At 71.6% G+C, this 13,850-nt stretch carries 9 protein-coding genes; 6 read left to right on the top strand and 3 right to left on the bottom strand.

Translation table 11 applies throughout. The features are described 5' to 3' along the window. The first annotated feature begins 3 nt into the window (after positions 1–3). The gene (locus tag LQ938_RS12815) at positions 4–3,033 is read left to right on the top strand and encodes an alpha-mannosidase (protein WP_223722681.1); all 3,030 of its coding nucleotides are present in this window, start codon (positions 4–6) and stop codon (positions 3,031–3,033) included. A gap of 167 nt (positions 3,034–3,200) precedes the next feature. On the opposite strand, the gene LQ938_RS12810 is transcribed toward LQ938_RS12815, so the two are convergent. Then, positions 3,201–5,252, bottom strand: a complete 2,052-nt coding sequence (locus LQ938_RS12810) for a YhgE/Pip family protein (RefSeq protein ID WP_223722682.1) — start codon at positions 5,250–5,252, stop codon at positions 3,201–3,203. Next, entirely contained in the window at positions 5,249–8,068 is a 2,820-nt protein-coding gene (locus tag LQ938_RS12805) for an efflux RND transporter permease subunit (RefSeq protein ID WP_223722683.1), read from the bottom strand. Before LQ938_RS12805 ends, LQ938_RS12810 begins: the two co-directional genes overlap by 4 nt. 130 nt (positions 8,069–8,198) lie before the next feature. Here LQ938_RS12805 and LQ938_RS12800 point away from each other — a divergent pair, with 130 nt between their 5' ends. Beyond that, positions 8,199–8,816 carry a TetR/AcrR family transcriptional regulator gene (locus LQ938_RS12800; protein WP_223722684.1) on the top strand — a complete coding sequence of 206 codons (618 nt, stop codon included), beginning with the start codon at positions 8,199–8,201 and terminating at the stop codon, positions 8,814–8,816. Between the two features lie 60 nt (positions 8,817–8,876). Here the strand turns inward: LQ938_RS12800 and LQ938_RS12795 are convergent, their stop codons facing one another. Continuing rightward, positions 8,877–9,866, bottom strand: a complete 990-nt coding sequence (locus LQ938_RS12795; RefSeq protein WP_223722685.1) for an o-succinylbenzoate synthase — start codon at positions 9,864–9,866, stop codon at positions 8,877–8,879. A gap of 49 nt (positions 9,867–9,915) precedes the next feature. On the opposite strand from LQ938_RS12795, the gene LQ938_RS12790 reads away from it, so the two are divergent. The 4 genes from LQ938_RS12790 to LQ938_RS12775 all read left to right on the top strand — a co-directional run bounded on the left by LQ938_RS12790 (position 9,916) and on the right by LQ938_RS12775 (position 13,844). Further along, positions 9,916–10,722 (top strand): LLM class F420-dependent oxidoreductase, encoded by an 807-nt coding sequence (locus LQ938_RS12790; RefSeq protein ID WP_223722686.1) that lies wholly within the window; start codon positions 9,916–9,918, stop codon positions 10,720–10,722. Further along, positions 10,719–11,621: a 1,4-dihydroxy-2-naphthoyl-CoA synthase gene (locus tag LQ938_RS12785; protein ID WP_223722687.1), complete on the top strand. Its 903-nt coding sequence runs from the start codon at positions 10,719–10,721 to the stop codon at positions 11,619–11,621. The genes LQ938_RS12790 and LQ938_RS12785 overlap by 4 nt, the downstream gene beginning before the upstream one ends. After that, positions 11,618–12,769 carry an AMP-binding protein gene (locus LQ938_RS12780; protein ID WP_223722732.1) on the top strand — a complete coding sequence of 384 codons (1,152 nt, stop codon included), beginning with the start codon at positions 11,618–11,620 and terminating at the stop codon, positions 12,767–12,769. Before LQ938_RS12785 ends, LQ938_RS12780 begins: the two co-directional genes overlap by 4 nt. Before the next feature lie 97 nt (positions 12,770–12,866). Further along, positions 12,867–13,844, top strand: coding sequence for a 1,4-dihydroxy-2-naphthoate polyprenyltransferase (locus tag LQ938_RS12775; protein ID WP_223722688.1), 978 nt, complete (start codon positions 12,867–12,869; stop codon positions 13,842–13,844). Positions 13,845–13,850: the final 6 nt, after the last annotated feature.

Genomic DNA, 13,850 nt, shown 5'->3' with positions numbered 1-13,850 from the left:
CGCATGCACGACCGCACCGCGCTCACCGAGCTGCGCATCGACCGTTTCATCCGCGAGCGGCTCGAACCCGCCGTCTATCGCGCCCACCATCCGCTCGCCGTTTCGGCGTGGGAGGCTCCCGGGGAGCCCGTCCCCTTCGAGGTCGCGGATGCGGCCGAGTACGTGCCGTTCGGCGTCGGCCGCCGCTGGGGCCGCCCGTGGGGCACCACCTGGTTCCACGTCGAGGGAGCGGTGCCGTCCGAGTGGTGGCAGGCATCCGGCGAACTCCCCGAGGGAACGCGCGCAGAGCTGGTCATCGACCTCGGCTTCACGGCGGGACAGAGCGGATTCCAGGCCGAAGCCCTCGTGTGGGACCGGTCGGGAAGCCCGCTCAAGGGCGTCTCACCCTTCAACCAGGCGGTGTCGTCCGCGGTGGATGCCGCGGGGCGGGTGGATGTGCGGGTCGAAGCCGCATCCAACCCCGATGTCGGCAGTCTGTTCACCTTCGAGCCGACGCACCTGGGCGACCGGGCGACGGCCGGCACCGACCCGATCTACGTGCTCCGCACGGTGGAGATCGGTCTGCGCGACGTGATCGTGGCGGAGCTGCTCGCGGATGCCCTCGCGCTCCGGGGCCTCGCGGCGCAGCTCGATCCGACGTCCGCGCGCCGGGCCGAACTCCTCGAGGGCCTCGACCGCATGATCGACACGGTCGATCCGGACGACGTCGCGGCGACGGCTGCCGCGGCGCGTGCGGTTCTGCTGCCGTTGCTGGAGCGCCCCGCCCACGCGAGCGCGCACACGCTGCACGCCGTCGGACACGCGCACATCGACTCGGCCTGGCTCTGGCCGGTGCGCGAGACGGCGCGGAAGGTCTCGCGCACGTTCGCGAACGTGCTCGCGTTGATGGACGAGGACCCGGACGTCGTGTTCGCGAGCTCGTCGGCGCAGCAGTTCGCGTGGGTCAAGGAGTACTACCCGGCGCTCTGGGCGCGGCTCGTCGAGCGGGTGCGCGAGGGCCGCTTCGTTCCGGTGGGGGGCATGTGGGTCGAATCCGACACCAACATGGTCGGCGGCGAGGCGATGGCCCGGCAACTGCTCGAGGGGAAGAGCTTCTTCCTCGAGGAGTTCGGCATCGAGACCCCCGAGGTCTGGCTGCCCGACTCCTTCGGCTACTCCGGGGCGCTTCCGCAGATCATCCGGGCATCCGGATCGAAGTGGTTCCTGACCCAGAAGATCTCGTGGAACGAGACGAACCGGATGCCGCACCACACCTTCCTGTGGGAGGGCATCGACGGCACGCGGTTGTTCACGCACTTCCCGCCGGTCGACAAGTACAACTCCGACGTCTCGGCGGAAGACCTTGCGCACGCGCAGCGGAACTTCGCCGACAAGGGGCGGACGAACGTCTCGCTCCTGCCGTACGGCTACGGCGACGGCGGCGGCGGACCGACGCGGGAGATGGCGGCCACGATCGCGCGCACCGGGTCGCTGGAGGGGTCGCCGATCGTCGAGCACTCCACCCCCGCGCGCTTCTTCGAGACTGCGGAGCGCGAGTACGCCGATCCGGAGGTGTGGGCGGGCGAGCTCTATCTCGAGTTCCACCGCGGTACCTACACGAGCCAGCTGCGCACCAAGCAGGGCAACCGCCGGAGCGAGCACCTGCTTCGCGAGGCGGAGCTCTGGGCGGCGACAGCCACCGTGCGGGCGGGCGTCGCCTACCCCGCGGCGACGCTGAAGCGGCTGTGGCAGCTGACCCTCCTGCAGCAGTTCCACGACATCCTGCCCGGATCGTCGATCGCCTGGGTGCACCGCGATGCGGAGCGCAACTACGCGGCGATCGCGACCGAACTGACCGACATCATCGACGAGAGCCTGCGGGTGCTCGCCGGATCGGGCGACCACACGCTCCGGGCCAACGCCGCCCCGCACGCGCGCGGCGCCGTTCCCGCGTTGGCGCTCGGGTCCGCGCCGGCGGAGACGCCGGTCGCCCCGGTGCGCGTGGGTGACGACCTCGTCCTCGACAACGGGGTGGTGCGGGCCGTCATCGATCCGCGCGGACTCATCGTGTCGCTGGTGGAGGTCGGGTCGGGCCGCGAGGTCGTGCCGCCCGGGTCGACCGCGGGTCTGTTCCAGCTGCACCGCGACACCCCCACACAGTGGGATGCGTGGGACATCGACGAGCACTATCGCCGGCATGTCATCGATCTCGTCGACGCCGAGAGCGTCGCGATCGAGGGCGATGCGGTGGTCATCACGCGTCGGTTCGGCGACTCCCGTCTCGTGCAGCGCATCACGCTCTTCGAGGGGTCGCGCACCCTGCGCCTGTCGATCGATGTCGACTGGCACGAGCGGCAGAAGCTGCTCAAGCTGAGCGTTCCGGTCGATGTGCACACCGACCGGGCGCAGTCCGAGATCCAGTTCGGGCACATCGTGCGCCCCACGCACACCAACACCTCGTGGGATGCGGCACGGTTCGAGACCGTCGCGCATCGCTGGGTGCGGGTGGCCGAACCGGACTTCGGCGTCGCCGTGACGAACGACTCGACCTACGGGCACGACATCACCCGGCACGCGCGGACGGGCGGGGGCACGGTCTCGATCGTGCGGCTGTCGGTCATCCGCGGTGCACTCTTCCCCGATCCGCAGCAGGACCAGGGCGAGCACCACCTCGAGGTCGGTATCGTCGTCGGCGCGCAGACGCAGGATGCGGTGACCGAGGGCTACCGTGCGAACCTGCCGGAGCGGGTCGTCACCGGGGCCGGGGTCGGCGAGGTCGCCCCTCTCGTGCGCGTCGAGGATGCATCCGTCGTCATCGAAGCGGTCAAGCTCGCCGAGGACGGCAGCGGCGACGTGATCGTGCGGCTCTACGAATCGCTCGGGCACCGCGCGGCGACGCGAGTGGTGCCCGGATTCGCAGCCTCGGGGGTCATCGAGACCGATCTGCTGGAGCGCGAGATCCCGGCCGCCGCGCTCGTCGCGGCGGGGTCCGACGGCGCGGAGATCGCGCTGCGGCCGTTCCAGCTCGCGACGCTCCGCTTCACCCGGAGCTGAGCACCGCATCCGGAGCTGAGCACCCCATCCGGAGCTGAGCACCCATGTCCCACTAATTGCAGAGCATGTCCCACTTTTTGCCGCTATGAGTGCGGGAAAGCGGCAAAAAGTGGGACATGCGGGGTGGGGGTAGGGCGGCTGGGGGGATGCCTCAGGGGGCGGATGTCTCAGGGGGCGGATGCGGTCAGCACCGCGCTCGCGCGCACCTTGCGGCGCTGCGCCACCACCAGGGTCGTGGCGATCAGCGCGAGCGCCGACCACACGAGCATCCCGACCAGCGCCGCGCCCACGCCGCCCGTCGAGGTCAGCGCCCCGAGCATCGCGGAGTAGGCCGGAGCCGTGGGCAGCAGGCCCGCCGCCGACGTCAGGGCGGACGGCACGGTCGACACGACGCCGGTCGCGAGCGCGAGGGCGCCGACGACGGCGGCGATCCAGCGTCCGGCACCGCCGAACAGTGCGACGAGCGCCTGGTTCACCGCGGCGAACGCGATGCCCGCGGCGACGCAGAGGGCGGCGAACAGCGACCAGTCGGCCCAGTCGTACGATGCGGCGATCTGCACGACGACGGCCACGAGCGCGCCCTGCGCGGCGCCGATCAGCGCGGCGGGGGCGAAGGCGCGGAGCGTCAGCAGCAGCGACGTGCGCCGGCTCGTGAGGGTGTGCGCCGAGACCGCCCGCAGCACCACGAACGAGCCGAGTCCGCCGAACCAGAGCACGAGCATCGCGAGCAGCGGGATGGCGGATGCGCCGAACAGGTCGGTGCCCACTCCTTCCGCGGCGACCGGGTCGGCCACGACGGTCGCGAGGCTCGTGGCCTGTTCGTCGCTGTACGTCGGCACCTGCGCAACGGCCGTGTCGAGCCCGTCGGCGAGCGTGCGCGTGCCGCTCGCCACCTGGCCGACTCCCGTTCCGAGCGTGTCGGCACCGGTCGCGAGTTCGGCGGATCCGGATGCGGCCGACGCCGCCCCGGTGGCGAGCTGAGCCGCACCGCCCTGGAGGGTAGACGCGCCCGTCGCGAGCTGCGCCGCACCGCTGGAGAGCGCGCCCACGCCGTCGGCCGCCTGCCGGGCGCCGCCGGCGAGAGCCGACGTGCCGTCGGCCAGTTGCGCAGACGATGCCGCGAGAGCCTGCAGCGCGCCGGGCAGCGCCGAGAGGCCGCCGGCGAGCTGGCCGGCCTGCGTCACGAACCGGGTCGTGCCGGGCAGTGCCGCGTCCGCGTCGGCCGCGGCATCCGACAGTGACGCGCAGAGATCGGGCGTGGCGGCGGGGTCGCACTGCGCGGCCAGGCGCGACAGGTCGTCGCTCGCCTGGGCGAGTCCCGCGGTGATCGCCGGGGCGCTCGCGGCGAGCTGGCCGGCGGCTTCCGCGGTGCCGGGCGGCAGTGATCCCGCCAGTGTGTTCAGGCCGTCGGAGAGCTGCCGGTTGCCGGCGGCGAGGGTGTCGGCGCTTCCCGCGAGCGTGCCGAGCCCGCTCGCGGCGGTCGACGCGCCCGACGCGAGCTGGTTCGCTCCGCTCGACAGCGCGCCGGCACCATCCGCGATGCCCTGCGCGCCGCTCGCGAGCTGGCCGACGCCGGCGGAGAGGTCGTCGGCACCGGTTGCGAGGGTGGTGGCCCCGGACGCTGCCTGGTCGGCGCCGTCGGCGATCTCGTGGGCGCCGGATGCGGCGTCGCCGAGCTGGTCGTGCAGCGTCGTGAAGCCGAGCAGCACGTTCTCGAGGTACGTCTTCGACACCTCCGTGCCGAACACGGTGGCCGCGGCCTGCGTGATCTGGGCCGTGATCGCGTCGTCGACGATGCGGCCATCGGGCGCGGTCTGCACCTCGATCGTCGCCTGTTCGGGTGACGTGCCCGCGGTCGAGGTCGCGGCGGCGGAGAAGTTCTCCGGGATCCGGACGATCGCGCTGTAGGTGCCGTCGGCGAGTCCCTCGGCGGCATCCTCGTCGTTGGAGATGGTCCAGTCGAGGTTGCTGGCGATTTGATCCGACCCGGCGACGAGCCCGCCGGTGAGCTGCCGGCCGAGCGGGGCGAGCTGCCCCTGGATCTCGACCGCCTTGTCGTCGTTGACGATGGCGGCGGTCATGTTGCCGAGGCGTTCGGCCGGGTTGTAGAGCGCCGCGACGAGCAGCGCGCCCATCACGACCGGCAGCAGCAGCACGCCCACGACCGTGAGCCAGGTGATGGGGCGGCCGGAGCGGGAACGTTCCACGGGGAGAGTCATGCGGTCACCTCAGGTGCGGATGCGAGATCGGATGCGGAAGCGGATGCGTCGCCCGGCAGTACCTCGAGGGTCTGCACGTGCGGGCGGAGCGCGTCGGTGAGCAGCGCCTGCGCGCGCCCCGAGTCGGCCGCCGTCACGACGAGCGTGAGCGCGGTGCGGGCGTCGTCAGCGCGTTCGGAGGCGAGGAGCGCCGCGTCGCGGATGGCATCGACCGCCTGCGCGCGCGCCGCGCCCTCGAGCAGGTCGAGGCCGTCGATCACGACGACGTTCGCGCGGGCGCCGAGCGCCTGCCGCAGTTCGTCGCCGGGGTCGGCGCTGTCGCCGAGGAGGGCGATGCCGACATTCCGTCGCACCCACCCGGCGCGTTCGGGAACCAGGCGCCCGGCGACCCGCATCCGTCCGTCCGACGGATCGGCGCGTCCCGCGACCGCGAGGGCGAGGGCGCGGCGCGATTCGCGCGGCCCCGTCACCACGAGGCAGTGACCGGGGCGCACGCGGAACGTCGTTTCGGCGAGCACGGTGACCTCGCCCTCGCGGCGGTTCCAGGCCCGCACGGTCACGCCCTCGGCGGTGATGGCGGCGGGCTCGGCGGGCCAGTCCGCGAGGGCGAGTTCGCGCTCGACGGCCTCGCCCTCGATGTCGAAGTGGGGGAGCAAGCGGTCGAGCCAGCGGGGGAACCACCAGGCGCGGTCGCCGAGGAGCGTCATGACCGCCGGCACGAGCGTCATGCGCACGAGGAACGCGTCGATGGCGACACCCGTGGCAAGACCCAGCGCGATCGGTTTCAGGTTGGAGTCCCCCTCCGGCACGAACGCGGCGAACACCGCGAACATGATCACCGCGGCCGCGGTGACGACGCGGGCGGATGCGGAGAAGCCGCTGCGCACCGCATCCACGGCGATGGCCTTCGCGGACCCGCCGCCGCGGCGGCGGAGGGCATGCACGTAGTCCTCCCGCATCCGGGAGACGAGGAAGACCTCGTAGTCCATCGCGAGGCCGAACAGCACACCCATCACGACGATGGGCATGAAGCTGATGACCGGGCCCGTGCGGGCGACGTGCAGCAGATCGGCGAACCATCCCCACTCGAAGACCGCCGCGACGACACCGAACGACGCCCCGACCGAGAGCAGGTAGCCGAGGGCGGCTTTCAGGGGCACCCACACCGACCGGAACACGATCATCAGCAGGATGAGGGAGAGACCGACCACGAAGAGCCCGAACGGGAGCAGAGCCTGGCCGAGGCGGTCGGAGATGTCGATCGCGACGGCGGTGAAGCCGGTGACCTTCAGGTCGACGCCGTACTCGTCGAGCAGGCGGTCGTGCTGAGCGCGCAGTTCGCGCACGAGGTCGGCGGTCGCCGGGTCGTCGGGCGCCGTCTCGGGCACGATCTGCACGATGCCCGTGTCGGCGGCCTCGTTCGGGGTCGCGAGGGCGACCTCCTTCACTCCCGGCAGCGCGGCGATCTCGTCGCCGATTTCGGTCATCAGGGTGACCGGGTCGTTCGAGGTGACGATCGTGCCGGTCATGATCAGCGGTCCGTTGGCGCCCGGGCCGAAGTGCTCGGTGGTCAGGTCGTAGGTGATGCGCGCGGCGTCGTCCTTGGGGAGCTGGCCGGCGTTCGGCAGCGCGAGGGCGAGGCTGGCGGCGGGAATCGTCGCGACTCCGAGGGTGACGACGACGGCGATCGTGGTGAGCAGCGGGTGCCGCGTCACGAGCCCCACCCAGCGCGTGGCGAAACCGCGACGCGCGGGGGTGGTGGCCGCATCCGTCTTCTTCGCCGCCCGGCGACGCCAGCCGAGCACGCGACCCTTGACGAGGCCGAGGAGGGCGGGCGTCAGGGTCACCGCGACGGCCACGGCGATCGCGACGGCGACGGCGGCGGCCACGCCCATCGTGGTGAGGAATGGGATGCCGGCGAAGCTCAGACCGATGAGCGCGATGAGCACGGTGATGCCGGCAAACACGACCGCCGAGCCGGCAGTGCCGGTCGCGCGGGCCGCGGATTCCTCCGGGTCGGCGCCGGCGCGGGTCTGATCCTGATGCCGGGAGATGATGAAGAGCGAGTAGTCGATGCCGACGGCGAGACCAAGCATCAGCGCCAGCAGCGGAGTCGTCGAGGAGACCGACGCGAATGCCGTGGCGACGAAGATGAGCGCCATCGAGAGGCCGACGCCGAGGATCGCGGTGAGCAGCGGAAGGCCGGCCACGACGAACGAGCGGAAGGTCGCGATCAGCACGAGCAGCGCGATTAGGAGTCCGACGAGCTCGGTGACCGTGACGCCCGGCAGGGAGACCGCGAACAGATCGCCGCCGAGCTGCACCTGCGCCCCGCTCGGAAGCTCCGGTCCGAGCTCGTCCACGACCTGCTCGAGCGCGGTCACCGTCTCGGCGGGAACATTCGTCGCCTGGCCGTCGAACTGCATCCGCACGATCGCCGCGGTCTCGTCGTCCGAGATGTTGCCCCGCACGGTGTCGCTGTAGGGGTCGGTGACGGCGAGGACGCCGTCGAGATCTTCGATCTGCCCGACCGTGTTCTCAATCGCGTCGTGGTAGTCCGCGTCCGTGACGGCGTCGCCGTCGGCCGCCACCACGATGAACTGCGCGCTCGTTCCGCTGACCTGCGGGAACGTGCGGTTCAGCTGCTCGAGCCCGGCCTGCGACTCCGTGCCCGGAATCGAGAAGCTGTTGTCGGTGCCCTTCGCGAGGAGGGCGGCGCCTCCGGCGGCGAGGGCGAGGAGCAGCACCCAGCTGAGGAGCACGCGCCACGGGTGACGGAACGACCAGCGGCCGAGCGAGTACAGGAGCGTGGACACAGATGCCTCCGGCTGCGGGTGACGACGAGTTCGATACACAAGCGTATCCGATACAGATGTGTATCCTAAGGATCGCCCGCGCAGCGAAACTGTGCGCGGGGTGAATGCCGCATCGGAGGAAGGGCCCGGGATGAGCGAAGCGTCTCCTCCGCGCAGTCGTGAGAACACCCGCGCACGTCTGCTGACCGCCGCATCCGAGGTCTTCGCCGAGTCGGGATTCGACGGCGCCTCGGTCGAGGCGATCTGCGAACGCGCCGGATTCACCCGCGGCGCGTTCTACTCGAACTTCGCCTCCAAGGACGAGCTGTTCTTCGGACTGGTGCAGCAGGTGTCCGACGCCAAGCTCGAGCGGGTGACGACGCGAGTGCGCGAGCTCGAGAGCGAAGGGCTGCCGGCCATGACGCCGGCGGAGCTCGTGCTGCGGGTGCTCGACATCGAGCACGAGGAGCGACTCGGCGTCGTGCTCATGAGCGAGATCCGCACGAACGCGATGCGCGATCGACGACTCGCGGCGGCGTACCTGGAATGGGATGCCGCCATGACCGAGCGGGTCGCCCAGATCATCGCCGACCTCGCCCGCACCTACTCCCTGCGCCTGCGGATGCCGGTGCTCGACGCCGCTCGATTCGTTCTGCAGAACTGGGATGCGACGTGTGTGCACGCCGTGATCGCCGGACTCGGCACCGCCGACACCCTGCGCCTGGTCACCGAGCGCACCGCCGCGCTCGCCGCCGCCATCGCCGACTGACCGGGCGGCCGGGAGCGCTCTGCCGGGACCGCTCGGAAGGGTGTGCTCGGTTGGCCCTGCTCAGTCGGACAGGAGCGCGTGACAGCGCTCGAGCCGGGCGAACCACCAGTCCCGGCGCTCGACCGACGCGGCGTGCGCATCCAGCGCCGACGGATCGACGCTCGCCCGGCGCACGTCGATCGCGCCGTCCTGCGGGAGGAGCGGGTCGGCGGTGACGTCGGCGCCGAGCAGCGACGCGGTGCCGAGCCCGCAGTCGTAGTCGAGCGAGGGGAGCGCGGCGGCCAGCGCGAGTCCCATCCCGATCCCCACCGAGGTGTCGAGCGCGCTCGAGACGACCGCCGGCAGCCCCGACTCGGCCACGATCTCGAGCGCGCGGCGCACTCCGCCGAGCGGGGCGGCCTTCACGACCAGCAGGTCGGCTGCCCCCTCCCGCGCGACCCGCAGCGGATCCTCGGCCTTCCGGACGCTTTCGTCCGCAGCGATCGGGATGCCCATGTACGCGACGCGCTCGCGCAGCTCGGAGAGTTCTTCCACGCGGGCGCACGGTTGCTCGACGTACTCCAGGTCGTACTCCGCGAGCGCGTGGAACGCGTGCTCGGCTTCATCCACGTTCCAGGCGCCGTTCGCGTCGACCCGCACCCGGCCCTCCGCGCCCATGACCGCCCGCACCGCGGCGACCCGTGCGACGTCGTCGGCGAGGGTCTGCCCGGGTTCGGCGACCTTCACCTTGGCCGTCCGGCATCCGTCGAATCGTGCGAGCACTCCGGGCACCGCGGCGGCCGCGACAGCGGGAACCGTGGCGTTCACGTGCACGCGGGTGCGGAGCGGATGCGGCTGCGGTCGCCAGGCGAAATCGATCGCCGCCTCGAGCCACGCCGCGGCTTCCGCGTCGCCGTACTCGAGGAACGGCGCGAACTCCGCCCACCCCTCCGGGCCCTCGAAGACGAGCGCCTCCCGCACCTCGATGCCGCGGAAGCGTGTCACGAGCGGAAGGGCGACGACGCGCGCGGTCGCGAGGAGGTCGGTTAGGGCAGGAACGGAGGAGCTCATGCTGCCATCATCCCGCCACGGGCAGTGTCGCGGTCCTAGGCTTGTGGCCATGCCCCTTCTCGACACTCCGGTACGCCTCGGCGTGCAGATCCAGCCCCAGCACGCGACCTACACCGACATCCGCGATGCCGCCCTGCGCTTCGAGGACATGGGCGTGGACATCCTCTTCAACTGGGACCACTTCTTCCCGCTCTACGGCGACCCGGATGGCGCGCACTTCGAGTCGTGGACGATGCTCGCCGCGTGGGCCGAGCAGACCGAGCGGGTCGAGTTCGGTGCGCTGGTGAACTGCAACAGCTACCGCAACCCCGATCTGCAGGCCGACATGGCCCGCACGATCGACCACATCAGCGCGAAGGGCGGCGAGGGCCGGTTCATCTTCGGCACCGGTTCCGGGTGGTTCGAGCGCGACTACGACGAGTACGGCTACGAGTTCGGCACGGCCGGTTCCCGCCTGAACGACCTGGGCGATGGCCTCGGCCGGGTCACGGCACGCTGGTCGACGCTGAACCCTGCCCCCACCCGCCACATCCCGATCCTGATCGGCGGCAAGGGCGAGCAGAAGACCCTCCGCCTCGTCGCGCGTCACGCCGACATCTGGCACAGCTTCGTCGACCCGCAGGAGATCGCCCACAAGGTCGGCGTGATCGAGCGCTGGGCCGAGACCGAAGAGCGCGATGTCTCCGGGCTGATCGTCTCGAACGAGCTGAAGGACCGCGACGCGGCGTCGGCCGACGCGCTGTTCGACGCCGGCACGCGCCTGTTCACGCTCGGTGTCAACGGCCCCGACTACGACGTCGAGATCGTCCGCACCTGGCTCGCCTGGCGCGATGCGAAGAACGGCGGGCGCGCGTGAGCGTATCCGAGCTGTTCGACGAGAGCGTCTGGGAGGTCGCGCCCGGTGCGGAGGCCTTCACCGACATCACGTCGCACATCTCCCGGGACGGGCGCATCGCCCGGATCGCGTTCGACCGGCCCGAGGTGCGGAACGCGTTCCGGCCCCATACGGTCGACGAGCTCTACCGCGCCCTCGACGATGCACGTCAGAACCCGCGGATCGGCGTGGTGCTGCTGACCGGCAACGGTCCGAGTCCGAAGGACGGCGGCTGGGCGTTCTGCTCCGGCGGCGACCAGCGGATCCGGGGCCGCGACGGGTACAAGTACTCCGACGAAGAGACCTCGGTGCAGAATCCCGCACGCGCCGGGCGCCTGCACATCCTCGAGGTGCAGCGCCTCATCCGGTTCATGCCGAAGGTCGTGATCGCGGTGATCCCGGGGTGGGCCGCGGGCGGCGGACACTCGCTGCACATCGTCGCCGACCTGTCGATCGCCTCGGCCGAGCACGGCCGGTTCAAGCAGACGGATGCCGACGTCGGCTCGTTCGACGCCGGCTACGGCTCGGCGTACATGGCCCGCCAGGTGGGCCAGAAGGTCGCGCGGGAGGTGTTCTTCCTCGCGGAGGAGTACTCCGCCCAGCGCGCGTACGAGATGGGCGCCGTCAACCGCGTCGTGCCGCACGCCGACCTCGAGCGCGAGGCGATCGCCATGGCGCGGACGATCCTCGGCAAGTCGCCGACCGCCATCCGGATGCTGAAGTTCGCCTTCAACGCCGTCGACGACGGTCTGGTCGGCCAGCAGGTGTTCGCGGGGGAGGCCACGCGCCTCGCGTACGGCACGGATGAAGCGGTCGAGGGGCGCGACGCGTTCCTGGAGAAGCGCGAGCCGGACTGGTCGCCCTACCCGTGGCATTACTGACGGCGGTTCCGCCGGATGGTGCGGGTGCCCGCGATGTGCTGCGGGCGGTGCGCCGGGCGGTCGAGGGGGCCGGCCCCGCCGTGCTGCTCGGCGCGGCCGATCCCGTCCAGGTTCCCGCGGGCACCGCGGCGGTCGTCACGACGTCCGGGTCGACCGGATACCCGAAGAGCGTGCTGCTCAGTCGGAGCGCCCTCACGGCCAGCGCCTTCGCAACGCGGGACCGCATCGGCGAGGGGGCGTGGCTGCTCGCCCTCCCCGCCGCCTACGTCGCCGGACTCCAGGTGCTGGTGCGCTCGCTCATGGCGGGCCGCGAACCCGCCGTGCTCGAGGGGCGTTTCAGCCCTTCGGCGTTCACCGCGGCCACGCGGCTGATGGCGTCGAGTCGGGGTGGCGACCGCGTCCCCACCTACACCTCGCTCGTTCCCACGCAGCTGATCCGGCTGGTCGAGGCCGCGGAACAGGCGGGCGGCGCGGACGTCCGCGACGCGTTGCGCTCGTTCGAGGCGATTCTGATCGGCGGCCAGGCGCTGCCCGAACCCGTGCACGCGCGGGCCGCAGCGCTCGGCGCCCGGGTAGTGCGCACCTACGGCGCGAGCGAGACCGCGGGCGGCTGCGTGTACGACGGGGTGCCGCTCGACGGCGTCCGGATGCGGATCGAATCCGGTGAGCTGCAGCTCGCGGGCCCGACCCTCGCGGACGGGTACCTCGGCGACCCCGAGCGCACCGATGCCGCCTTCGCCCGCGACGACGACGGCCTCCGCTGGTACCGCACGGGCGACGCGGCGGAGATCTCGAGCGGCCGCCTGCGCGTGCACGGCCGCCTCGACAATGTCATCGTCTCGGGCGGCGTGAATGTCTCGCTCGACCGCGTGGAGCGGATCGTGCGCGGCCTTCCGGGACTCGCGGAGGCTGTCGTCGTCGGGGTGCCCGACGCGCAGTGGGGCGAGGCATCCGTCGTCGTGTTCGCCGGTGACGACGATGACGATGACGGTGATGACGGTGCACTTCTGCGCGCGGTTCGGGATGCGGTCGGCGCCGAGCTCGGTGCCCCCGCGCGTCCGTCGCGCGTGCGGCGAGTGGACGCCCTGTCGACGCTGTCGAGCGGGAAGCCCGATCGGGTGGCGCTGCGGCATCTCGCGGCCGGGTGAGCCGACGCGGAATCGAGGCGCGGCGAGGACCCGCGGGGAGGGTGCGCGTCGGGGTCGTGGCGGGGCGTCATCCCCGACGGGCCTAGGATTGCTCCCCGTGGCAGGCACCCCGCGTAAGAAGTCCCGATCCGGCACGAAGCGTCCGCATCCGCGCGGCAATCCGCAGAAGGCGCACGTCTCTCGAGACCCGCGCACCCCGGTGAAGGCGACGGCCCGCGACTGGATCGGCGCGGCACGGCTTCGGACCCTCCCGCTCGCGATCACGCCCGTGCTGATCGGCACGGGCGCCGCCCGGCTCGCCGACAACGAGTTCCACTGGCTGCTCGCACTCGGCTGCCTCGCGGTCGCGGTGCTGCTGCAGATCGGCGTCAACTACGCGAACGACTACAGCGACGGGGTGCGCGGCACCGACGACGTGCGCGTCGGACCCGCGCGCCTGACCGGCGCCGGCAAGGCGCGCCCGCGCACCGTGCTTCTCGTCTCGCTCGCCTTCTTCGCGCTCGCCGGCGTCGCGGGGCTCGCGATGACCATCCGCACGCAGCAGTGGTTCCTGATCGCGATCGGGGCCGTCTGCATCGTCGCCGCCTGGTTCTACACCGGCGGTAAACGACCGTACGGCTACAACGCGCTCGGCGAGGTCTTCGTCTTCGTCTTCTTCGGCCTGGTCGCGACGGTCGGCACGACATTCATCCAGGTGCAGATCGTTCCGCAGGAGGCCTGGTTCGGTGCGGTCGCGGCGGGGCTGTTCGCCTGCGCCGTCCTCCTCGCCAACAATCTGCGCGACATCGACCAGGACCGCACCGCGGGCAAGCGCACCCTGAGCGTCCTGATCGGCACGCGCGGCACCCAGGTGCTCTTCACGGTGTTCGTGCTCGTGCCGTTCGGAATCGGCGTCTGGCTCGCGGTCTTCTACCCCATCGCGTGGCTGACGCTCATGGCGCTCCTGCTCGCGCTGCCCGCGATCCTGATCGTCTGGACCTTCGGCAAGCCGCGCGAACTCGTCGTCGCACTGAGCCTGACGTCGTTCGCCTCGGTGGCCTACGGCGCGCTGCTCTTCTGGGCGTTCACCGGCTGACCGGTT

The sequence above is a fragment of the Microbacterium sp. cx-55 genome, from assembly GCF_021117345.1.
Lineage (GTDB): Bacteria > Actinomycetota > Actinomycetes > Actinomycetales > Microbacteriaceae > Microbacterium.
Note: the sequence above shows the minus strand (reverse complement) of the source record. Positions and strands in the feature narration are given on the sequence as shown.